Annotated in this window: 17 protein-coding genes; 14 read left to right on the forward strand and 3 right to left on the reverse strand. The window is 38.1% G+C overall.

What is annotated here, in order from left to right:
- Positions 1-8: 8 nt before the first annotated feature.
- From tssK to tssH, 3 genes are read right to left on the reverse strand one after another with little or no spacing between them, the layout of a single operon-like run.
- Positions 9-1,373: a type VI secretion system baseplate subunit TssK gene (gene tssK / locus FTU36_RS04910; RefSeq protein ID WP_168379484.1), complete on the reverse strand. Its 1,365-nt coding sequence runs from the start codon at positions 1,371-1,373 to the stop codon at positions 9-11.
- Positions 1,374-1,378: 5 nt separating this feature from the next.
- Complete coding sequence (tssA, locus tag FTU36_RS04915) at positions 1,379-2,509, reverse strand: type VI secretion system protein TssA (protein WP_180027198.1); 1,131 nt, start codon at positions 2,507-2,509, stop codon at positions 1,379-1,381.
- Between the two features lie 19 nt (positions 2,510-2,528).
- Entirely contained in the window at positions 2,529-5,201 is a 2,673-nt protein-coding gene (gene tssH / locus FTU36_RS04920) for a type VI secretion system ATPase TssH (protein WP_180116906.1), read from the reverse strand.
- 465 nt (positions 5,202-5,666) lie between these two features.
- Between tssH and FTU36_RS04925 the strand changes: the two genes are divergently transcribed.
- From FTU36_RS04925 to FTU36_RS04990, 14 genes are all read left to right on the forward strand, one after another.
- The gene (locus FTU36_RS04925) at positions 5,667-6,278 is read left to right on the forward strand and encodes a hypothetical protein (RefSeq protein WP_180116907.1); all 612 of its coding nucleotides are present in this window, start codon (positions 5,667-5,669) and stop codon (positions 6,276-6,278) included.
- 15 nt (positions 6,279-6,293) lie between these two features.
- Entirely contained in the window at positions 6,294-6,797 is a 504-nt protein-coding gene (tssB, locus tag FTU36_RS04930) for a type VI secretion system contractile sheath small subunit (RefSeq protein WP_078193364.1), read from the forward strand.
- Positions 6,790-8,274 carry a type VI secretion system contractile sheath large subunit gene (gene tssC, locus FTU36_RS04935; protein WP_078190772.1) on the forward strand — a complete coding sequence of 495 codons (1,485 nt, stop codon included), beginning with the start codon at positions 6,790-6,792 and terminating at the stop codon, positions 8,272-8,274. Before tssB ends, tssC begins: the two co-directional genes overlap by 8 nt.
- Before the next feature lie 48 nt (positions 8,275-8,322).
- Positions 8,323-8,826: a type VI secretion system tube protein Hcp gene (locus tag FTU36_RS04940; RefSeq protein ID WP_078190771.1), complete on the forward strand. Its 504-nt coding sequence runs from the start codon at positions 8,323-8,325 to the stop codon at positions 8,824-8,826.
- Positions 8,827-8,896: 70 nt separating this feature from the next.
- Entirely contained in the window at positions 8,897-9,373 is a 477-nt protein-coding gene (gene tssE / locus FTU36_RS04945) for a type VI secretion system baseplate subunit TssE (protein ID WP_078190770.1), read from the forward strand.
- Positions 9,374-9,388: 15 nt separating this feature from the next.
- The gene (tssF, locus tag FTU36_RS04950) at positions 9,389-11,197 is read left to right on the forward strand and encodes a type VI secretion system baseplate subunit TssF (protein WP_180064162.1); all 1,809 of its coding nucleotides are present in this window, start codon (positions 9,389-9,391) and stop codon (positions 11,195-11,197) included.
- The gene (gene tssG, locus FTU36_RS04955; protein WP_180005370.1) at positions 11,161-12,153 is read left to right on the forward strand and encodes a type VI secretion system baseplate subunit TssG; all 993 of its coding nucleotides are present in this window, start codon (positions 11,161-11,163) and stop codon (positions 12,151-12,153) included. The genes tssF and tssG overlap by 37 nt, the downstream gene beginning before the upstream one ends.
- A gap of 2 nt (positions 12,154-12,155) precedes the next feature.
- Entirely contained in the window at positions 12,156-13,601 is a 1,446-nt protein-coding gene (locus FTU36_RS04960) for a hypothetical protein (RefSeq protein WP_180064161.1), read from the forward strand.
- Between the two features lie 28 nt (positions 13,602-13,629).
- Positions 13,630-17,463, forward strand: coding sequence for a type VI secretion system membrane subunit TssM (gene tssM, locus FTU36_RS04965; protein ID WP_180059869.1), 3,834 nt, complete (start codon positions 13,630-13,632; stop codon positions 17,461-17,463).
- A 57-nt stretch (positions 17,464-17,520) separates the two neighbouring features.
- Positions 17,521-18,480, forward strand: a complete 960-nt coding sequence (gene tagF / locus FTU36_RS04970; protein ID WP_168379476.1) for a type VI secretion system-associated protein TagF — start codon at positions 17,521-17,523, stop codon at positions 18,478-18,480.
- Between the two features lie 20 nt (positions 18,481-18,500).
- A complete protein-coding gene (locus FTU36_RS04975) occupies positions 18,501-19,247 on the forward strand; it encodes an OmpA family protein (protein ID WP_257224792.1) in 747 nt (248 codons plus the stop codon).
- 399 nt (positions 19,248-19,646) lie between these two features.
- Complete coding sequence (locus FTU36_RS04980) at positions 19,647-21,275, forward strand: long-chain-fatty-acid--CoA ligase (protein ID WP_180116909.1); 1,629 nt, start codon at positions 19,647-19,649, stop codon at positions 21,273-21,275.
- Positions 21,276-21,516: 241 nt separating this feature from the next.
- Positions 21,517-22,404, forward strand: coding sequence for a DMT family transporter (locus tag FTU36_RS04985; RefSeq protein ID WP_180116910.1), 888 nt, complete (start codon positions 21,517-21,519; stop codon positions 22,402-22,404).
- 277 nt (positions 22,405-22,681) lie between these two features.
- Complete coding sequence (locus FTU36_RS04990) at positions 22,682-23,977, forward strand: MgtC/SapB family protein (RefSeq protein ID WP_180116911.1); 1,296 nt, start codon at positions 22,682-22,684, stop codon at positions 23,975-23,977.
- Positions 23,978-23,985: the final 8 nt, after the last annotated feature.

Below are 23,985 nucleotides of genomic sequence, written 5' to 3' on the forward strand. Positions count from 1 at the left end.
ATTGCTCCTTAACCATTCATCACAGCAATAAGTTCAATCGAGATATCTTGGAAGCCAGCTGGTATGTAAACGCAGATGGATTCAGAATCAAGCATACGTTGATACAAATCATTATTTGGCTCAACTTCAAAATAACTCACACCTGAACGTACCGGAATTGCTGTTGGCACTTGCATCATATGTTGCAATGGCACAGCCGGTAATGCCGCCATGACACGCTGTTCAACATCAACGGTATTACCGACTTTAAAGCGCAGCGGTACATAAGAAATAATGTCATGTGTAGGCATCACACTACTTGAAACAGCTAAATACAGGCGAGAATCGCGAGTAATTTTATCACTTTCAAGACTGCCCACCCAGTAGGATTGACGGGTTTCTTTCAAGTTAATACTGATATATCGATTTGAAATAATCGTATCGAGCAACTCACGTAAAATCACATCTAATTGAGTAAAACTTTCTTGCAAATTATGATGTTGATACTGTGGAAGCTGATCTACTTCGTAAGCTGTCGAGAAGGTGAGCAAGGAACCTGTCAGACGCAATAATTCAAAATACAAACGTTCAGGATGAATCAGTGGATATTGCAATAAATGATTTAAGGTCGCATGTGCAGTATTCAGCGCATTAACCAACCAAAACGACACAATATCGCCTGAACGGAATTCAATTAACTTTTGTTCGTTTTCACGATTATTCGATTGAATGGTTTTAATTTTAGCCTTGATGATATTGAGCGTTCGTTTAAGCCCAGTAATCAGCGAATCACACGAACTAATATGTAATATTGGTGGGATAAATTGATAATCTAAAACAAAATTACCAGAGCTTTGGCGCTTGATGCGGCCTATTGGCATATAAAGAAAACCATCAAGATTGTGCTGTGGTTCTTGGCCTAATTCAAAGATTTTGAACTCTGCACGGCGGCGTAATAAGGTAATTTCAGCAGCCGTTGCATCTGTAAACAAATCATGAGTTTCAGTCAAATGTGAATGATAGCGACTCGATTGGGTATTTTCTTCAAAATTGACGTTTCGTTTATTTGGTTGAACGATTGGTAATGCTAAATAAATTTGCATTTCACCGCGTAAATTTAATGAATCAAGTAGTACAGGCTCAGGTAATAAGTCTTGTGCAGGTGCTTGATAAATCTCGCCATCTTGCCAAATCATTTCAACTTTATTCAAAGCTAATGTGTTGGTACTGAGTTGCGATTCATCAAAAATTAAACTTTGAATACCATAAGCGAACGGTATCGTTGCGCGAACCGTATGGTTTAAACGCTGTTCATGATAAGCATCTTGTAATTGAAAGTGTTGTGGGCGTAAAAATAATCCTTCACCCCATAAAATTTTTTCTGCTTTAAACATTGTTTTTACCAGTCGCTATTCGATTCATTACTTTGTTGCTGAACACCTAACATTTCTTGTACAGCTTCAAGAGGGTTTTCATCCTTAATCACATGAGTTAACCATTCATGCAGTGGCATTTGTGACCATTTAATGGTTTTTTGCAGCATATAACTGACAGGGCTATGCGGCTCATTCACTTGGAAATAGTCCGCAATATCTTGCAAGACTTTCATGGCTTGTTCACGGTTTTCAAGATGATTTTGCACTTGAGGTTTAAATTGCTGTGTATGCTGTTGTTGTATTATTTGCATATCATTCTGCACGGAAGTTACAGTGGAAAGTGTTTGGCTTTCAATTGGAGAATTTGATTGAACCTGTTCAGCGCTCGATGAATTGATAAAAGCATCTGCTTTATAGATTTTTTTTAAGCTCAAGTGAATCATTTCGATTTGAGAGTCAATGCCAGCAAAGCTTGGCGCATCTAAACCCATCAAATCATCAAGAGTTGTTTTTAAGTTTTCCCAATGGTTTAAAATATCTAAAAACTGTTGGTAATACTGGTATTGAATTGATTTTGACGTATTGAACAAGGCATGTTCAAACTGTTCCATACCATTAAAAGACTCTTCTTGATCATCATCTTCATGGTTGGATTTACGTCTTTGGTTTTGAACATGAAGTAGTCGATCATAGTCGGATAGGGAATAAGCTGCCGCGCCATGAACGATTGAAACTGATTTAATTAATGTTGGGATTTGATTAATTATCCCTTGTAATAAACCTAGACGTTGATCAAGGTCATCATCTTCAATTTCAGGATGAAGCTGCAGCCAAAAGTCTTGCAAACTTTTTTGTGTAAGTTCAATCCCTTTGGCAATCCCTTCAAAACCATGAATGTGAGTCCACGCTTCAAGCAACCAACCATATAAGCGAATATCTTTAGTTTGTTCGCGAAGTAGATCTGACGATTTTTGGTGCACAAAGCCCCAATCTGCTTGTTTCGGTTCTGCGATCCAGTCGCCTTGATCCAAGAGTGGGTCATCTTGTGTTTTAGCTTTTTTAATTGCATGAAAATCATTGGAAAATGAAAAATCACTACCGCAAGGTAAATCATCCGTAATCGGTTGCAATAAAGCGTCGAGCTCTAAACTCATATTCTACATCGTTCCTAGCTTATGCTTCTAAGGTTTTAGTCTTTTTGCTGCTGCGTTTTTTCGCAGGTTTACTTTTAGGATCTAAAACATAAATAATTTCATCGTCTTTGACATCGATTTCAATGACCGATGGAATCTTTTGCTCACTCATTGCCATGAGTAATTCAGTGGCTAAAGCAGGCAAGACCGTCGCATTTAAAATGTTATCGACATTACGCGCACCACTATCGACCTCAGTACAGCGACTTAATAATAATTCGACTAAATCATCGGTATAACGTGTTTGCGTACCATATTGTTTTTCAATACGCGCGGTGATTTTGCCTAATTTATGCTGAATAATGCGTACAAGCAGATCATCGTGCAATGGGAAATACGGCACGATACGCATACGACCTAAAAATGCCGGCTTAAATTGTTTATATAAAGCTGGTTTTAATACATCTAAAAGTTCTTCTGCTGACGGCCATTCTTCTACTGGCTGATTTAAACAGGCCTGCATAATGGCACTAGAGCCTGCATTTGAAGTCAATAAGATCGTAGTATTTTTAAAGTCAATGACACGACCTTCGCCATCTTCCAAAGTACCTTTATCGAATACTTGGTAGAATAATTCTTGAACATCGCTGTGTGCTTTTTCAATCTCATCAAGTAAAACCACACTATATGGGTTACGGCGAACTGCTTCTGTCAGTACGCCACCTTGGCCATAACCGACATAGCCTGGAGGAGCACCTTTTAAAGACGACACGGTATGTGCTTCTTGATATTCAGACATGTTAATGGTGATTAAATGAGACTCACCACCATATAACTCGTTTGCTAACGCAAGTGCAGTTTCGGTTTTACCCACACCACTTGGGCCAACCAGCATGAAAACGCCTTGAGGTTTATTTGGATCTTCCAATTTTGCTTTGGAGGTTTTAATGCCTTGTACCAGTTGATGCAGTGCATAATCTTGACCCATCACACGTTGTTCTAACTGTGTTTCAAGCTTCAAAATTTGCTGAATTTCATCATTCACCATTTTTCCAACTGGGATACCGGTCCAGTCTGAAATGATTTCATTAATAATTTGTGCATTCACACGTTCAAAAACCAGCGGCGTTTGACCTTGTAAAGTTGCCAGTTGGTTACGAATATTGCTTAAAGTTTCAATATTTTCTGGTTTTTGCTCGGACTCTTGTTCAAGCGTTTTAATCTGTTGAACGATTTCGAGTTCTATTTTCCACTGCGTTTCAGTCGACTGAATATCTTGTTCCAGCGTAGATATTTGTGTTTTTACATTTTCAATGCGTTCGTGGTGAATAGGAATATTCTTATGTTCATTTTCAAGAATCGCCAATTCAAGCTTCAAATTATGTAATTGAGCATGAAGTTGATCCAATTTTACAGGTTGTGCATTTTGCGTTAACGCAACACGCGCAGAAGCCGTATCTAAGACACTAATCGCTTTATCAGGCAATTGACGGCCAGTGATATAACGGTGTGATGCATGGACTGCAGTAACGATAGCTTCATCGTCAATTTGTAAATTGAAATGTTTTGCCATCACGGGAATCATGGCACGCAGCATATCGATTGCGACTTCTTCAGTCGGTTCTTCAACCTGAATTACTTGGAAGCGTCGGCTTAATGCGGCATCTTTTTCAAAATACTGCTTATATTCAGCCCATGTGGTTGCGGCAATGGTTCTTAACTCACCACGTGCAAGCGCCGGTTTTAACAGGTTTGCTGCATCATTTTGACCTGCTTGACCACCCGCACCAATCAACGTGTGTGCTTCATCAATAAATAAAATGATTGGATGTGCAGAGGCTTGAACTTCATGAATGACTTGTTTTAAGCGATTTTCGAATTCACCTTTAACACTGGCACCCGCTTGTAGTAAGCCCATATCTAAAGTGTGGATGCTGACGTTTTTTAAAGCATCTGGAACTTGGTTGGTTGCAATTTTTAATGCCAGACCTTCAACAACGGCCGTTTTACCAACACCAGGCTCACCCGTTAAAATCGGATTGTTTTGACGACGACGCATCAAAATATCGAGCATTAAGCGGATTTCAAACTCACGACCAATCACAGGATCAATGTCACCATTTTTAGCTTTTTCAGTAAGATTAATGGTGTATTGGTCTAGAGCTGGTGTTTTAACTGGCGTAGTTGCATTCGTTTGTGCTGCTGATTTTTCATCTGGTGATGCAGTTGCTAAATCTTCATTTTCAATGCTCTTTAGGCAAAGATCTAAAAATTTATGTTTAATCGTATCGATAGGTAATAAATCGAAAAGAGAAGAAGCTCTTGCTGCAATTTGGTCTAAATCTGGCGCGGTAAGGAGCGCAACAAGTAAATGACCACTACGAATTTGTGGATCTTGTTCAGCAGATGCTAATAACCAAGCTTGTTCAAGTAAGCGCACAATGGATTGGGCAAAAATCGGGGTGCGCGTATTTCCTTTTGGAAGTTGAGCGATACTTTCTTTGAGGTCATCTGCCAAACCGTCTGCAGAAACTTTGTATTTTTCTAAGAGTATTTGAAGGTCATTTTTATTGTTATAGGTTAATAATTCGAGTAAAAAATGTTCAATTTCGATTTCATAATTTTGCTGTGAAATACATGTATTGGCTGACTTTTCGAGTGAAATGCGGGCGTGAGGTGAAAGTTTAGTAATTAAAACTTTTAAATTATTCATAAATAACTCATCAAATTTAGAATCCACAGTACGAAATTTTACAAGTTTGACTGTGATCTCTTTTTTCTTGCTATAAAAATAAAAACTTTAAAATCAACACCTTATATATTTTTAGTGTCTTGCTTTAGGCGATATAATACAGACTAAATAAAAAAAGGAAAAAGATTTTTTTATAAAATGAAACAAAAAAAAACAAATCGTCGACAAACTTTGGAGTATTTGGCACATTTTTGTATTGACTCTATGTGCTTATTTTTTGTTAAATCTGCAGCATATTTTTAATTTTGATAAATGAAGAGAAAACCCACGGGAAAATAAGTGGTGATTTCTCCACATATTCACATAAATTAAGTTTTAGCACGTAGAAATACAGAGGCAATTTTGAATAAATTTAGTGTTTTATTACCTATAATTTTAGCAGCTAGTTTAACACAAACCGTTTTTGCAAAAGATAAAGCGGCATCTGTGAAAAAATCCTGTTTAAAGGATTATCCACTGGCAGTAGGTGATACAGATCCAGAGATTATTGGTTTTTATAATCAGTTATGTGACAAAAAAAATAAGAAAAATGAGAACTTAAAAAATGAAATTTTTGTAGATATTGCCAAAAAATATCAAGCTAATGGTTACAATTTAAAAGCATTGCAAGCGGTCAATCTGCTGCGAGAAAAGAACTATCAGTCGCCTGAACTTACTGATGTCACTTTTTTAGCAGGTATCGCTATTTCTTATAATGCGCTGAATCATATGCGGAGTAATGAAAATCGTACTCTAGATGAACAGACCTATTCTCCTGCCAAAGTGTTGTCGGATAATATTCGTTATATTCAGCCGACGATTGATAAATCTACGTCTGCTGCAGCAGATGTTCGTGAAAAAAGTACAGAATCTTCGAGCAATGTGAAATCTAAACAGACAACACCAGCTAAAAAACGAACCAATACAGCGTCTACCAAGCCTAAACAAACGACCACAGCAGCAAGCAAAAAGAAAACCACAACGACAGCAAAACCGCAAACTACAGCGAAAAAACCTGCTACCAGTGGTTCACCTTTCGATACATTGAAAAATAAATAACAAGGAAAAGCACTCATGGCAAAACGTGAAAGTGTACAGAAAAAACTTCAACGAATTCGTCCTCCTCGTGTTCAATTGACTTACGATGTTGAAGTTGGCGACGGTAAAGAAATTAAAGAATTACCATTCGTTGTAGGGGTGTTAGGTGATTTCTCTGCGGCATCTGAAGTAGAGAAAACCAAATTAAAAGACAAGAAATTCATTAATGTTGATTTAGATAATATTGATGAAGTCATGGAGTCTTTAGCGCCACGTGCTAATTTTCAAGTTGAGAATACCTTGACTGAAGACGGTGGAAAAATGTCGGTAGATCTTACATTTAAGAGCATGGCCGATTTTACTCCTGAGCAAGTTGTACAACAGGTTGATCCACTACAAAAGTTAGTTGCTGCGCGTGAGCGTCTGTCTGACTTGCGTAATAAAATTTCAAATAATGAACGCTTAGAAGATTTACTGGATGAAGTGTTACATAACACTGATCAAATTCGTAAGTTGAGTGTGGAGGCAGAAAATGAGTAATTTTAATACTGCAACTGCTGCAAACGTTGAAGCAACCGAAGAATATTCACTTTTAGATTCAATTGTTGAACAAAGTCGTATTGCGCGTACAGATCAAGAACATGATCGTGCAAAAAGTTTGATCGGTGAACTTGCCAAAGAAGTGATGGCTGGTACCATCACAGTTTCAGACAATATGACTTTATCAATTGATAAGCGTATTGCTGAAATTGATGCGTTGATTTCATCTCAGTTAAGTAAAATCATGCACCATGCTGAATTTCAAAAAATTGAATCGACATGGCGTGGTTTGTATTATTTCTGCCAAGAAACACCTTCAAATTCTTTAACAAAAATTCGTATGTTAAATACGACGAAAAAAGAATTGATTAAAGATTTCCAAGGTGCGACCGATTTTGACCAAAGCACGTTGTTCAAAAAAATCTATGAAGAAGAATATGGATCATTCGGTGGTGCGCCTTATGCAACATTGATTGGTGACTTTGAGTTTGACCGTACTCCATCTGATATGTATTTGCTTGAGCAAATTTCACATGTCGCTGCGGCTGCACATGCACCGTTTATTTCGGCTGCTAGCCCGAATATGTTGGGACTAGAGTCTTTTACTGATATTGATCGTCCGCGTGATGTATCTAAAATCTTTGAAACAGCAGAATATGTACAATGGCGTTCATTCCGTGAAAGTGACGATGCACGTTATGTTGCATTGACAATGCCACGTGTATTGGGTCGTTTGCCATATGATCCAAAAGAAGGCATTGCCACTGAAGGGTTTAACTTCGTTGAAGAAGTTTCGGGTGAAAACCATAATGAATATTTATGGATGAACGCGGCTTATGCCTTTGGTACGCGTTTAACTAATGCTTTTGATATGCATGGTTGGTGTGCTGCGATTCGTGGTGTAGAAGGTGGTGGTTTAGTTGAAGGCTTGCCTGTCCATACGTTCAAAACCAATGATGGCGAAGTGGTCTTTAAATGCCCAACTGAAATTGCCATTACCGACCGTCGTGAAAAAGAACTGAGTGACCTTGGTTTTATTCCGTTGGTACACTGCAAAAATACGGATTATGCAGCATTTTTCGGTGCGCAATCGACGCAAAAACCTAAAAAATATGACAGCGATACAGCAAATGCCAACTCTGCATTGTCTAGCCAGATCCAATATATCATGGCAGTTTCACGTATTGCACATTATTTAAAAGCAATGATGCGTGACAAAGTGGGTAGTTTTGCATCAGCGGGTAATGTTGAGACCTTCTTAAATGAATGGTTATCGCAATATGTATTACTCGATGATGGTGCATCTCAAGAAGCTAAAGCTCAGTATCCATTGCGTGAAGCTTCTGTAAAAGTTGTAGAAAATCCAGCTTTGCCTGGTCACTACAAATCTGTGGTTTTCTTAAGACCACATTTCCAGTTGGATGAGTTGTCTGTTTCATTACGACTTGTGACCGAGTTACCTCAGTCCTCAAATTAATTTTGGGTCAACACTATAATAACTTTAAATAAATAGGTATTCAGAACAATGAAAGATATATACATTCAATTTCGTGGTAAGTACAAAGTAGACGGCGAATCTCGTGATGCAGAGCACAAGAGTTGGTTAGAAGTTAACTCTTGGACGCATAACATCCGTCAACCTAAATCTGCGACTTCTTCAAGTGTGGGTGGTCACACCGCAGAACGTGTAGAACATTCTGACATGGTTTTTGTTAAAGATTTAGATGCGACAAGCCCTAAACTTTGGGAAGCATGTTCAGCAGGTTATACATTTGATGAAGTTCAAATTGATTTTTACCGTGCGAATGGCGACAAACGCATTAAATATCTTCAAATCAAACTGAAACATGTGTTGGTTTCTAGCGTGACACCAACTGTAAATGATGAAGGTGTTCCACACGAATCATTTGGTTTGAAATATGCTGCAGTAGAGTGGACATATAACCAACAAGATATTAACGGTACTGCGAAAGGTGCTGTTACTAAGAAGTGGTCATTATCTAACAACACTGCTTCATACGCAGCGTAATAGATGGATTCAGATAGAGGCTTACTTGGGTAGCCTCTATTTTCATTTTTTTAAATATTTATAAGAAGATATGAATCTCGATCAGCTTTATCCTTATGGTTTTAGAACGACTTTATTTGACCGCTTATTACCAGCAGATGCTCAGCAGACTCAAGGTCTGTCTTTGCAAGAACTTCGTGAATCTGTTGCTTCCGATTTAGAGGATCTCCTCAATAGTCGGGTGGCAAAGTTAGATGAACTGATTGATGACTTTCCATTAGCAAAAAAGTCTATTTTGCAATTTGGCATTATCGATTTTGTGGGCTTATCGACAGCAAATCCATCGGATCGCGACAAAATTTGTCAGTCAATTGAACAATCGATTGCTGCACATGAACCGCGTTTAAAACAGATTCGAGTCGAAATGCTCATGGATGGCCATAATATGGGGGCACTATGTTTAAGTATTCAGGCATATTTAAATATTCATCCTTTATACGAACCAGTTATTTTTGATGCCTTATTAAAACCAACAACACAACAATATGTTATTTCTCCAAGAGCTTAATGAAGTGGGTTATCTGTGATTGAAGAGCTGTTACCGTATTACGAAAAACAACTACAGGAATTTGGACAACAGTCCCGTGAGTTTGCCAGTAAATACCCCAAAATCGCCCAGCGTTTGTCTTTAAACCAAGAACAAATAGATGACCCGCATATTGAGCGTTTAATTCAAGCATTTTCTCTAATTTCTGCACGGATTGACAAAAAACTTGCAGATAGTTATGACGTTTTTACCCGTTCAATTTTTGAGGTGATGTTTCCTCAATATTTAAAACCATTTCCTGCATGTTCTGTGGTGAGCTTCGAAGATATAAATAAAATTAAGCAATTAACAGATCGACACGTTATTCCAAAGGCGACCAGTCTAAAAGCCAAAAGTACGCGCGGTGTTCAATGTGAATATCAGACGGTACAAGAAGTCACATTATTACCGATTCAATTAAAACAGCTCAATTTCAAAACTCATCCATCGGCACATATGCATTTAAATCAAAATGCTACATTGAGCTTAGGATTTGAAATTTTTTCGAATAAGCACGCTTTACTCAAAAATGAAACTTTGCCGATCTTTTTAGACGCTATTTCTAATTTTCCTTTGCAGGTTTTGGATAGTATTTTTAAATCCACTACGAGTTTTTCGATTCGTGTGGGGCAGCACATTTTTGATATTGCCAATCCATTTGAAATTATGGGCTTTGATGAAGTTCAAAGTGTTCTACCTATCGATCAGCATACGCATCATGCATATCGTTTATTGATGGAATATTTTTGTGTTCCTGAAAAATTCAATTTTTTAAATCTAAATTTAGATTTCATTAAGTTTTTAAGTTTAGAACATAGTGAATTTGATGTTCAAATGCACTTTAAACTCAATTTAAATGATCAAGCGGCGATTCGAAATTATTCAGAATTAAATGCGGCAAATTTTAAATTGTTTGCTACACCAATTGTTAATCTTTTCAATAAACAAGCAGAGCCGCAAAAGATTAATCATAAGCGAATGGAATATCCATTGGTGACAGATGCACACCATCCTGAATATTTTCAAGCCTATAGCATTTTAAAAATGAATATGGTGCGTGAAAAAAGTAACCAAGATGAAGTGTATTATCCGGTACTGCCTTTTTTTGCAATGAGTCATTATCATCAGGATAAAGTCCAGTTTTTTTATAGTTTAAATCCGCAGCAGATGAAGAATAAACATCAGGAATTAAACTATTCAATCATATCTCGTGCTTTAGACCCGCATAGTACTCAGTCCGATTTTATTAGTACTGAACTACTATGTAGTAATCGTGAGTTACCTTACGAAAGTTATAATAAAGATCAAAATGCATTAACTCTGAATGATAGTAATTTGGCCCGTCGTGCCCTGATGCTCAAACGACCGTCGTTACCGTATTATTTTGAGCAAAATAAACAAGAACAGTGGCGGGTCATTTCACATTTATCTTTGAATAATATGTCTTTAATGAAAGGCGATACGGTCTCTCATATTAAAGAACTTTTGGAATTGTATAATTTACCTAAATCAAAAGAAAACCAAATTATTATCGACTCCATAAAAAATATTCAGTTTTCTACCACACAGAAACTTGTAGATAGTAAACCGTTTCCATTATTTGTCAGAGGTTTAAAAGTACAGCTCGATATCGATGCGGATATATTTAGAGGGCATAGCCTGTATATATTTAGTCAATTGCTAGCCCATATCTTTAATTTAAAAGTCAATATGAACAGCTTTGTCGATGTCTCGGTTTTTGATGCAAATAGTCAACAGGAGTTATACCAATGCGTGCAGAACGTTGGTGGCAAGAAAGCTCTGTAATTGACGGACTTTTCCAAGAACCGAAAGCCTACGAGTTTGTTCAAGCTACTCGTTTGTTAAGACATGCACCTTATGGAGCAGCTCAAGTCCATTGGGCTAATGACTTTGAGTTTAATAGTTCACTTAATTTGAACTTCCCGAACACTGAAATTGAAAGTTTAGAGTTCAACGATGAGAAAGTTGAACTGACAAATTTAATGGTGGGTTTAACGGGTATTCAAGGTGCATTACCTTATAGCTATACCAATAAGATTAAGCTCAGCGGGCGACATCAGCGACACGAAACACAAAAGTTTTTAGGGCTGTTTAATCATAAATTAACAGCACATTATGTTGATGCCAGTTTAAATTATCATTTACCTATTCGTTATGAAATCGAGCAGGATAATCACTATCTTGATATTTTACATGCATTAAATGGTTATATCCGTAGCCAGCATGATCAGCCAGATTTAGATGATTATTTTGCTGAATTCTCAGGTTTAATGCAGGGGCAAAACAATACAGCTTATGCATTAAAAACCATGCTGAATTGTATCTTTAAGCAGAAATTTGATATTCGAGAATTTATCCCTGAAACTTTTGTATTTGAAGAAGATCAGAGAACATGTTTAGGTGGATCTCAGCCGAGCTTATTGGGGCTGAATACTTTTTGTGGTGAGAAGATTCAACAGATTGACGAAAAAATTGAAATCGTGATTGGACCTTTAAATCATGAAGATTATTTAACATTTTTACCGAATCAGGCACGCAGCCTAAAATTAAAACAAATGATTCAAACTTGGTGCAGTCCAACATTAATGGTGGATGTGCGCTTAATTTTACAAAAAGAAGAAATAAAACCGGTGTGTTTAAATTCTTTGAGCGGAATTGGTTTAGCTCAGGGAGCATTTTTACAGCCGAATAAACAGGTCGATAATACAGAAACCTGTTATGCCTTAATGGGGAATTTATAATAATGCTGAAATTAATAATTGGGACCTTTAGTACGCTTTTTGTTTTGTGTACTGCTTTCGTGATTTTTTACTGGCGAGATACAGGCTATGACCCGACAGCTTTTGATCTGGTCACCTATTTTCTAATTCTTCCTGTCGCTTTATGTGCAATTACTTTGTCTCCTTATTTGATTTATAAGGGCATTCAACATCAAAAAGAAAAAAAACTTGAAGCTGAAAAACGTGCAGAAGAACAAGCTGAGCAACAACAAATTGACGCCATTGAACAAGCAAAACCGAAGCCTGTCGATGTACAGCAATTTCGTTTAAATGTTTATTCTTCAGCGGCTTGGCATAGTTTTGGTGAAAACGAACAAATTATCCAAGATATTCAACAATTCAAAAGTCCTGAACTCGATGATAAATTATTCAATGCATACGGTTTGCCTGTTCTTTCATTTCGAATCAAAGATTTAGATGAACTTACTAGTGAAGAAGCGGATGATGAATATAGTGCCATCACCATGCGTGAAAAACGAATCCAGTCACTTATTCAGCAACAACTAGAGCAACACGTTGAAAGTCTATTTTTAATTGCTGAGCATCTGAAGCAATCAGCACTCTTTTATGATAGTGAATTGGCATATCAGTATCGTATGCATCCGGGTTGGGTGGACCCAGACTATACGCAAGATGAACATCCAGAACATTTGGCGAACAATGCACAGCAAGTTTCACGTTTAAATCGTTTAAATGTCCATATTTTGCTTGCTGATAATTTGATTCATCAATGGAATGATGATTATGCTCAAATTATTCAGCAGTATCTATCTGACGGATTTTCGATCATTCCCGAACAAATTCATATCGAGCCACATTTTATCGGCACTCAAGTCGCTTATTCAGAATGGTTAAGCATTTTAGAGATGATTTCAAAACAAAAGTTTGAAGTCAGTTTGATTCTGAATGCTGACTCTGAAATCGACCAAGAATGGATTGATGAAAAGATGTGGTTACAAGAAAAATACATTGCTGCAGAGTTTGCATCGAGTTGGTGTTTGGCTGCTTCAGACGTTCAAGTTCGAGGTTTAACTCCAAATAAAGTGCTACAAGTGGTGGCACATGAGCCTGAGTTGAAACGTCATTTAGAGCTTAAAGCACTGAATAATTTAGATCAGTATGATCAAGAACAACCCTTTTTATTGATGTTAGATGATGCAACGGATATGAAAGTGGTGAAAAAATTACAGTATAAATTTAATGAAACCGCGATTGAAACCTATCATTTTTTATATACAAAACAGAATCTTGGAAATACCCAGCAATTGGCAAAAATTTTTGGATTCATGTTGGGTATGCACTTGCCAGAAGAGTTAACTGCCATGATTTATAGCACAGACCAAGAATCGACATTTGCTTTTATTCAAGCATTTTCAGTAGAAGATGAACTTGAACAAGAAACTGTTTAATTAGAATTAAGACGAAATTGAGAACATTGTGAACACACTATTTTATACGATCCTCGGTTATGTTTGGCAGTACGTCACCAATCCTAAAGCGATGGTGGCTTTGTCATTTTTTGTGGCCATTGTGGCTATGCATAATTCGATTCCGCAAAAGACTTTTTACATTGTGGTTGCTGTTTATATTCTCGGATTAATTCTGTGGGGTATATATGAATTAGTACAGCATTATCGTCATAAACAGCAAGGCGAAGAACTTGCTGAGGCGATTGCCAAGGATAATGAAGCTGAATACGGTAAACAAAAAAATAAAGAAGAACTTGCGCTGATCAATCAGCAAATGAAAGACTCGATTCAACTTATCCGTAAATCAAAACTTGGCGACAAAAAGGGTAATGCAGCCCTATATGAATTACCTTGGTACATGGTGATTGGTAACCCAGCAGCGGGTAAAAGTTCGGCAATTTATAATTCTGGTCTTAGATTTCCATTTGAAGAAACTCATCAGAAAATGGTGTCGGCAGGTCTAAGTGGTACTCGTAACTGCGATTGGTTTTTCTCTACAGATGGTGTCTTACTCGATACCGCAGGTCGATATTCTGTTTATGCCGAAGACCATTCAGAATGGTTAGGTTTCTTAAATATTCTCAAAAAAAACCGTTCTAAAGCACCAATTAACGGTTTAATCGTGATTGTTTCTGTGGCTGAGCTTGTCAGTCAAAGCCCTGAAAAATCAATCAAATTAGCCAAAAACTTACGCGCACGTATACAGGATTTGACTGAACGTTTAGAAATTTTTGCGCCAGTGTATATCGTTTTTTCAAAAATGGATTTGATTGCCGGCTTTACTGAATTTTTTGATTGTTATGATAAGGATGAATTTGATCAAGTTTGGGGTGCAACACTGCCTTATGATCCAGACTCATCTGAGCATGCCGTTGAGATGTTCGAAAAGCATTATTCAATTTTATACGATGGTTTGAAGAGCGTCAGTACTACGCACTTGAGTCGTCGTCATTCGCAAAATATTTCTCCAAGTGTAATGACATTTCCACTTGAGTTTAAAAGTTTAAAGCCAGTGTTAAAAACTTTTATTGGTACGTTGTTTCAAGACAACCCTTATCAGTTTAAACCAGTATTCCGTGGGTTCTATTTCACCAGTGCGTTGCAAGAAGGTGTGATTGAAAGTCCAATGACCGAGCAAATCGCTGAAGATTTTCATTTGGTGAAAAGTACGGATAGTGAGTTTGGCATTCCTACGAATTCTGTTTCGCAAGATCATGGTTATTTCTTAAAAGGACTATTTTCAACCGTCATTTTAAAAGATAAAAATCTGGTTAAACAACATATTAATCCTGCACGTAAACGTCAGCGCTTTATGGCATTTATTGCTGCATTGTTATTGGTTGCTGTGGTGCTTGGGTTGTGGGTTTGGTCGTATCGTAATAACCAACAACTCGTGGCGGAAGTTCAGGCAGACCTAGATAAAGTTGTGCAAATGGAAAGCCGTAGCGGAAGTGAACTTTCAACTCAATTGGATGCATTACTGATATTACAAGGGCATTTACAACAACTCGATCATTTTGATGAAGATCGTCCATTAAAATACAGCTTTGGTTTATACCAAGGGAATAAGATTCGTGAAAAACTCAAAGTTGAGTATTTACGAGGTATTCAACAAATTGTTTTAGCACCATCTCAGCAAAATATGGCGCAGTACTTACAACGCGTTAAAGCCAATGAAGCGACGTTGAAAGAAAATCACGTCAATGTGCAAATCACTCAAGCGGTGAAATCAAATCAGCCCTATTTAGAACCATCGGATACTAATCCTCAGGATGCATATAATGCACTGAAGGCGTATTTGATGATGAGCAATCATAAATATATGGAATCGAGCCATTTGAGTGACCAAGTTACTCGTTTCTGGCGTTCATGGTTAGATTCAAATCGTGGTCAAATGCCACGTGGCGAAATGATTCAAAAAGCCGAACAAGTTTTATCTTATGCGATGACTTTAGCTGCTGATCCTGCGTTCCCGCAAATGGAATCTGATCCTTTATTGGTTGATCAAACACGTCAATTATTGACGGCTGTTACTATGGGCATTCCTGCACGTGACCGCGTTTATAATGAAATTAAAATGCGTGGTTCAGTACGTTTCCCTGCAGTGACAGTGAAGCAAATTTTAGGTGAAACAGGCCAAAATAGCATGTTGGGTAGTTATGCCTTGCCGGGTATCTTTACTTACCAAGCATGGAATGATTATGTAAAAGATGCGATTAACCAAGCAGCGAATAATCCGACGGATACTCAAGATTGGGTACTCAATACCAATCGTTCTGATGACCTGACATTTAGTGGCAGTCCAGATCAGATCAGTAAACAGTTAACCGAACTTTATAAGCAGGAATATATCGCTGAATGGCGTAAATTCTTAAATGCTGTGCATTATGGCAAAGGCGCAGATGTCGCTCAGCAGTCACGTTTTATCGATATTTTAGGTGAACCTGAAAATTCGCCAATTCGTAAAGTGGTTGACCGTATTGCGAAAGAAACCAGTTGGGATAATCCAATTGTTCAAGCAGAACTGGCTGCACCTCAGAAAGGCTTTATTGCGTGGTTTAAACGTAAAGTCCTTAGCCGTGATGATGCGCAGCAGGCACAGCAAGTGGCTTCAAAAGCCGGTCAAGGTGTTATTGCAAAAGAATTTGATGTGTTCTATCAATTGGTTCGTAAGCGTGATGATCAGCAAAACAAATCTATTTTAGATGAATACATGCTGTCTTTGAGTCAAGTACGTAGTAAGTTCAATGACTTAAAGAGTGGTGGTGATATGGGGCCTGCAAGCATGACATTGGTGAAACAAACCATCAATGATCAAAGCTCTGTCTTTAATAGCACGCAAAAATTTGTGGATGAAAAAATGTCTGTGGGTCTAAATGAATTAGATCAACAGTTGATTCAAAAACTCTTTATGCAGCCGGTGACTCAGTCATTTGAAGTTCTTTTGATCCCAGCTCAAAACGAAATTAATAAGTTGTGGGCAATGCAGGCGTATCAACCATTTACAACTAATCTTGCGCCTAAATATCCATTTAATAGCAATGCAACTTTACAAGCAACCAGTAATGAAATTAGCCAAATTTTTGGTGAAAACGGAAGTATCGCTCGCTTTGTAAAAGAATATTTAGATCCATTGGTGATTCGTCGTGGCTATACCTTAACCACGAAAACATGGAAAGATTTGGGCATTGGTTTAAATCCACAATTCGTAGCGAATTTCCAACGCTATGTTGCGCCAAGTAATGGCGTTGCTACAGGGGAATTGAGTCAAGCAGCACCTGCGGCAACCAATCAATCGAACTTCCAGTTCTTCCCATTAGAAAACACACAGTTGCTTTCATATACCATTGATATTGATGGTCAGCGTATGGTGTATGAAAACGGTGTTCAGCAATGGGTGAACTTCGTTTGGCCAAATAAAGGGGCAATTCCGGGTGCACGTATTACTGCAATTGACTTGGAAGGTCAAACGCATACGATTTTTGATGAGCCGGGTGAATATGGTATTAACCGATTGGTTGAAGGCGCTCAGCGTACACAAAATGGTAATTCATTTGAAATGGTGTGGCGTAGCAAACAAAATCCAAAAGTGTTTGTAAAAGTGAACTTCCGTTTAATTAGTGGTAACGCATCTGGCCCAACTACAGGTTCAGGCTATTCAGGTATGACTCTTGTTGATCAAGTGGTGACGAATAAAGGTGTTCGTGTCGTCGCAGCGCAAACGATGCCTGCAGGACAAGCGCCTGTAGCGCCACCAGCGACTTCACCGATGAGTGTTGTACAAGGAACAGCAACACCATGATGATGAATTTAAAAATGAGAGCGGTGGCATTCGTGCAAAAGAACAAGGAGTGTGACGATGTATGAAGTGAGAACGACACCGCTGTATTATGGAAAATGTCCAGCTCGTGGTGACTTCTTAAAGAGCCGTGAACAATATTCACTGATTCAGTTAATCGATCAGTGGATCACGGAGGCGCTTGAGTTCGCTATGCGTTCAGACAATTTTAATGCAGCGTATAACTCACTGCCTTCATTAGATTTCTTTATTGCCAGTCCAAAAGATAAGCGTTTTTTGGTTGCCAATTTGATTAGTAGTGAAGACAGTTCAAAGCGTCAATTTCCAATGGTGTTGGCTCATCTGCTAGAAATCGATGATCCTTTCGATAATATTTTGTATGCACCATATCGTTATAAACAGACCTTAATTGACTTATATCAGCGTAACCGAGTGATGCGTTCTATTCGCGATCCCGATATTTTGCTCGATAAATTAGGCAAATTGAATAACGAAATCCAAGTGTTCGGAACAGAAGAAACCTCTTCTTTTTATGAGCACCATACGTTGCATTCATTTGCACGTTTATTGAATTTTACGCCTTATCAGTTGGCGCAAAGCATGATTGGTCTCGGTTTGCTGCTACAACCGATTATTCATCAGGGCACGTCTCGGTTGAATAAAGTGTTGATCTTACCGATCAATAATATTAGTTACTGCTATGAAATCGCGGCTTTTTGGGTCAATTTAATTAGTCGTTTTGTCGAAAACCAAGATGCTGAGTTACTCATTGGCATCCTACACAGTGATTCACCTGTTTTACTATTTGGTTTTCAAGGTGCTGATATTACTGCACTCAATGATGTTTTTACCCAAAATATGCAAAGTGATCATTGGGTTTCCTTGATTGATGCCAGTTGGATTGATCCTTATCTTGAACAAAATGCAGGCTTAGCCGTATTGGAACAGTCTTTGAGTGAGCGTCAGATCAGCCTTATTCATGGCATTAAACTTTTTAGACAGACTTTTATAGAAGAATAATGATGCAAAGAATCTTACCAATGTTGCCCAAATTTCTTGCGAGTGTGTGCATTTTAGGCTGTTCGGCTTTGCTCTGGGCAGAGCCTATTGTGATTGAAGGCGCTGTACCGAATGAAGCAACCAAGCAAGAAATATTAAATAAAGCCTATTTGACTTATGGTCAGGCAAATGTGGTTGATAAAATTCAGGTTCGAGCGGTTACTGCACCCAATGGTTGGGGCAATAGCGTAAGCCAGATGATTAATGATGACTTAAAGAAAGTAAAACAGGGGAAACTCTCTGTACGTGGAACGCAAGTCGATTTAAGTGGAAAGATGTCAAATCAAGATGATATCCAACCCACGACCACCAAGTTTCAGTCTTTGGTCACAGCACCTTTTCGTTTCAATGCACAGCTTTCTGTCAATCAGGCTGAACAGGCCATTATTGATGCGGCTTTACGTAATCGTATTATTGAATTTGAATCTGGAAGCGCGATTTTAGCACCATCTGGGGTACAGATCTTAGATGAAATGGTTATCGCACTGAATCGCGTCGGTGGGAAAAAAGTACGAATTATTGGTCACACAGACAGCTCAGGGAATCCTGAGAAAAACTTAAGTTTAAGCCAAGATCGTGCTAATGCAGTTAAAAACTACCTGATTGCAAAGAATATTGCGGCGGCGAACTTAAGTACTGAAGGGATGGGCTCAAATAAGCCTGTAGCAGACAATGCTACGCCTGAAGGTCGTAAGAAAAACCGTCGTATTGAGTTTGAAGTACTATAAATATTGTAACTACAACGGCTAATGCGACGAATGAACCCAGTGTATCTAGACTGGGTTTTTTTATGCCAATTGACTCAGTCGATTATTTGATAACTGAAAACGACATTTTTTAAAGCAGCAGTGTTATAACTAAATAAGACTATATTTTGAATAGGGCTAAAGCTTTAATTTTTGCATTTTATACCACTAAAGCATTCATATTTTGAGCAATAAAACAGTGGATTCTAAAATCAATTAAGGTTAAAACATAAGAATCAGTTTTGGATATGCGTTTCATATCTACTGCTTTAACCTTGTCGATAAAGAACAATCACTTTTGACATGGTGCAAAGTTTTAAAAAATCTGCAGGACAGTGTGGAAAAACAACAACTCAATATGGATGAATGTGGGAGCAAAGAATGCTTGGTAATATGATGTTTAAACCGCTTTTGATTAGTAGCATGATTGAACATGCGGGTCGCTATCATGCGGATAGTTTAGTCATTTCAAAAAATACAGACACGACGATTACGAAAACCACTTGGGGTGAAGTCCATAAAAATTCAAAACGATTTGCCAATGTTCTTGCATCACTCGGTTTAAATTTAGGGGATCGTGTTGCGACGATCGCTTGGAATAACCATCGTCACTTAGAGTCTTGGTACGCTATTTCAGGTAGTGGTTATGTATGTCACACCATTAATCCACGTTTATTTCCAGAACAATTAATTTTTATCATCAATGATGCCGCAGACCGCGTCATGTTATTTGATAAAACCTTTTTGCCTTTAATCAAAGCAGTAAAACCTTTATTAAAATCTGTTGAACATTTTATTTGTTTAGATGGACCAGATGCAGCGATTGTTGAAGCGGTGCCCGATGTGAAGTTTTATGATGAACTCATCGCGGCGCAATCTGCAGACTATACATGGCCAGAACTAGATGAATTATCGGCTAGTTCGTTATGTTATACCTCGGGTACCACAGGCAATCCGAAAGGCGTGTTGTATAGTCATCGTTCAACAGTCTTACACAGTTATGCGATTTGTATGCCGGATTCATTAAATATCTCAGCGCGAGATATTATGATGCCTGTTGTGCCGATGTTCCATGTCAACGCATGGGGTACGCCATATGCTGCGGCAATGGTGGGATGTACTTTAGTGTTGCCAGGCCCAGGTTTAGATGGAGCAAGCCTGACGCAAATGATTGATGACTATAAAGTATCCGTTGCATTAGGTGTTCCAACGATTTGGCAGGGTTTAATTAATGCTGCGCAACAAGCGGGTAGTCAGCTTGAAAGTTTAGTGCGTAATGTGGTTGGTGGATCTGCTTGCCCACCTGCGATGTTAAAAGTGTTTAAAGAACAATTTAACTGTGAAACGATTCATGCTTGGGGAATGACCGAAACCAGTCCATTAGGTTCTTCAAACCAATTTAAAGCCAAACATTTGTTATTATCTGAGGAAGAACAATTACAAGTACGATTGTCACAAGGTCGTCCACCATTCGGGGTCGATTTACGTATTACCGATGAAGAAAACGGTACACACGAAGTTGCACGTGATGGCGAAACGACGGGTAATTTACAGATCCAAGGGCATTGGATTATTGGCAATTACTTTGGCAAAACAGAATCTGCATTAACCTCAGATGGTTGGTTTGATACCGGGGATATTGCAACCCTGAACGAAGATGGTTTCTTAAAAATTAGTGACCGTTCAAAAGATTTGATCAAATCGGGCGGTGAATGGATTTCTTCTGTTGAGTTAGAAAATTTAGCTATGGGACATCCTAAAATTGCTATGGCGGCAGTGATTGCAGCGACCCATCCGAAATGGGATGAGCGTCCTGTTTTGATTGCAATTAAAAAGCCAGATGTCGATTTATCTGATACAGAAATTTTGGATTATTATGCAGATAAAGTCGCTAAATGGCAGGTGCCAGATAAAGTGATTTTTGTGGATGCTATTCCTTTGAGCGGAACAGGTAAAATGCTGAAAAAAGATCTACGTGAGCAATTTGGTGCTGTACTACTTGAAAGTTAACTTACTGTAAGTTACCAACTAAATATTGGTAAAGAGCAAAACGCAAAGGTAACATGCCTTTGCGTATTTTTATAAAAACTTAAATTTTGATAAATACCATATTCTTAATATGAGGTTTTTAAATAAAATTTTTTCAATGAATCCATAACCAAGTTCAATGAATAATCTAGCCGTGTTAGGTCGCATTCAATTCAATAAAAGCGTAAATTGATGAGGCATCCACCGTTAAACCACCTTTCTTATGTTTCCAGTTTGGATCTTATTCACTTTAATGGCTGCTTTTATGCAGTCATGGCGCAATGCATTTCAAAAACAACTCAGTACCACTGTTGATGTGTATGGTGTCACCCTTGCACGGTTTATTTTTGGGCTCCCATTTGCCTGCATTTATTTATTTGTGCTGTACCAACAACAGCCTGTGATTCAGGTGACCACATTTACACCTATGTTTTGGATCTATGTTGTGATTGCAGGACTAAGTCAAATTTTAGCGACGATTTTAATGGTCTTGCTTTTTAAACAAAAGAATTATGCCATCGGCGTCGGTTTAGCGAAAAGTGAAGCGATCTTTGCGGCCATTGTTGGAGTGATTTTCTTAAGTGAACATTTAAGTTTATTTGGTTGGATTGGTGTTTTGGTTGGTAGTGTTGCCGTTTTTCTTTTAAGCAAAGGTTCTCAACGACAAAAGTTATCTTTGCCAACTTTATGCATCGGTGTAGGGAGTGGATTAAGTTTTGCTATTACCTCTTTATTGGTTCGTGAAGCCAGTTTAGAGCTAAGTGATTTACCGACTTTGCATCGTGCGGCGTGGGTATTGTTGAGTGTAATTGGCTTTCAATGTGTGATTATGCTGCTGTACCTCAGTCTATTTAGCCGCAAAACGCTCATTGCCATGTGGGATAGAGTCGGTCTGACCTTTCGCGTTAGTGTCTGTAGCTTTCTAGCATCCTTGGGCTGGTTTACTGCTATGAGTATGCAAACGGTTGCGATTGTCAAAACCCTAGGTCAAATCGAAATATTATTTAGCCTCTTAATCTCTGCCTATTTCTTTAAGGAAAAACTCGCAAGAACCGATCATTGGGGATTAGCCCTTGTGGTGATTGCGGCCATTATGGTGATTTGGGCTTAATGTGTGCTTTAAACAGTCATGAAAGCAAATTAAGGCCAAATTTAAGTTAGTTTTTCGAATATATTTTTAATTAAATATGAGAAATATTTGATGTCCACTAGGATATTTATCATGGAATTGTTTATGATTTAAAGGGTGAGTAAACTTTAAACATGATTGAAAATGCTCAAGTTGTTCAATCTATATATTTATTTTTCAAATTTTAGCGTTAAATTTTTTTTATTATTTTTTATTTATATTGCCAATATAAACAATGTATTGATGGGAGGGCTTAAATTTGGAAATACTCATACAAACTTTATCCTTCCCAGCGTTGTTAACTATTTTAGCTTCGGCTTTAGGCTGTGGATTGCTCATCGGTTTGGAGCGTCAACGTAACAACAATTTGGACAGTGAACAGAGCTTTGCCGGTTTACGCTCATTTACCATTTGTGCGCTGTTTGGAGCATTGTGTTTTTTAATCCATTTAGCTGTTGGTGTAATCGGTGCAATTGTCGTCAGTATGTTTAGCTATTATGGATTAAGCCAGCAAAAACAAGATATTGGCACAACCACAGAACTTGCTTTTGTTATGACCTATTTAATCGGCGCTGCTTGTGTTTTTAATATTCCACTTGCTGCGTGTTTGGCTGTGGTGCTGACCCTCATATTAGTTGGAAAAAAAGGCTTACATCATTTTGCAGCGCATTGGATCAAAGACTATGAGTTAAGAGATGGAGTCTTTTTACTGGCATTGATCCTAATTGCCTTACCTTTAACGCCGAATCAGGCCTATTGGGGTTCTGTATTAAATCCCTATGTGATTTTAAAATTACTGATATTGATCTTGGTGGTGCAGTCATTAGCGCACATCGCCAAGCGGCTTCTATCTTCTGATAAAGCCATTATTTTATCGGCCTTGGCATCAGGTTTTGTGTCGAGCACAGCAACAATCGCAAGCTTAGGCATGGAAGTGCGAGCAGGAAAAGCCAGTGCCAAAAGTAATGCAGGGGCAGGACTTTTTTCATGTGTTGCGACATTGGTTCAACTTTTGATCATTGTCCTTGGGGTGAGTTTTGCCTGGTTTAAAATATTAGTTATACCAAGTATCGTCAGCATCTTGATATTGGTCCTTGCTGCGTTATATCTGATTTATGGCTCATCTCAACAGCATAATAAAGAGTCAGAACCTGAAATGCTTCGTGTAGAGGCGAATGAAACAGTGCCGTTAGAAAATACTGATAGTCGAATGTTTAGCTTAAAACAGGCGGCAATCATTGCCATCACGCTTACTTTGATCCAAGCACTTGTTTATGGATTAAATCTCGCTTTAGGTGATAAAGGCTTAATTTTAGGGACATTATTAGCATCACTCTTTGAAGTCCATGCAGCTATGGCAACCGTGGTGATGCAAGGTAATATCGACAATTTAACATTGGTTTATGCTGTGGTGATTGGATTATCAGCCCATGCGATTTCAAAATGTGTGAATGCATTTCTCACAGGTGGCTGGAAATATTTTCTATATTTTGCACCAACACAGTTACTTCATATGCTGTGCCTAATCGCGGTTTTGCTATTCAGTTTAAGATAAATGAGCCA

Source organism: Acinetobacter sp. YH12096 (genome assembly GCF_013419215.1).
GTDB classification, from domain to species: Bacteria; Pseudomonadota; Gammaproteobacteria; order Pseudomonadales; family Moraxellaceae; genus Acinetobacter; species Acinetobacter amyesii.

Excerpts from the sequence above, each read along its gene's own strand:
- tagF (WP_168379476.1), top strand. The coding sequence starts at position 17,521 with ATGTATGAAGTGAGAACGACACCGCTGTATTATGGAAAATGTCCAGCT.
- tssG (WP_180005370.1), top strand. The coding sequence starts at position 11,161 with ATGCGTGCAGAACGTTGGTGGCAAGAAAGCTCTGTAATTGACGGACTT.
- FTU36_RS04975 (WP_257224792.1), top strand. The coding sequence starts at position 18,501 with ATGTTGCCCAAATTTCTTGCGAGTGTGTGCATTTTAGGCTGTTCGGCT.
- tssC (WP_078190772.1), top strand. The coding sequence starts at position 6,790 with ATGAGTAATTTTAATACTGCAACTGCTGCAAACGTTGAAGCAACCGAA.
- tssA (WP_180027198.1), bottom strand. The coding sequence starts at position 2,509 with ATGAGTTTAGAGCTCGACGCTTTATTGCAACCGATTACGGATGATTTA.
- FTU36_RS04985 (WP_180116910.1), top strand. The coding sequence starts at position 21,517 with ATGTTTCCAGTTTGGATCTTATTCACTTTAATGGCTGCTTTTATGCAG.
- FTU36_RS04980 (WP_180116909.1), top strand. The coding sequence starts at position 19,647 with ATGCTTGGTAATATGATGTTTAAACCGCTTTTGATTAGTAGCATGATT.
- tssH (WP_180116906.1), bottom strand. The coding sequence starts at position 5,201 with ATGAATAATTTAAAAGTTTTAATTACTAAACTTTCACCTCACGCCCGC.
- FTU36_RS04940 (WP_078190771.1), top strand. The coding sequence starts at position 8,323 with ATGAAAGATATATACATTCAATTTCGTGGTAAGTACAAAGTAGACGGC.
- FTU36_RS04960 (WP_180064161.1), top strand. The coding sequence starts at position 12,156 with ATGCTGAAATTAATAATTGGGACCTTTAGTACGCTTTTTGTTTTGTGT.
- tssK (WP_168379484.1), bottom strand. The coding sequence starts at position 1,373 with ATGTTTAAAGCAGAAAAAATTTTATGGGGTGAAGGATTATTTTTACGC.
- tssB (WP_078193364.1), top strand. The coding sequence starts at position 6,294 with ATGGCAAAACGTGAAAGTGTACAGAAAAAACTTCAACGAATTCGTCCT.
- tssE (WP_078190770.1), top strand. The coding sequence starts at position 8,897 with ATGAATCTCGATCAGCTTTATCCTTATGGTTTTAGAACGACTTTATTT.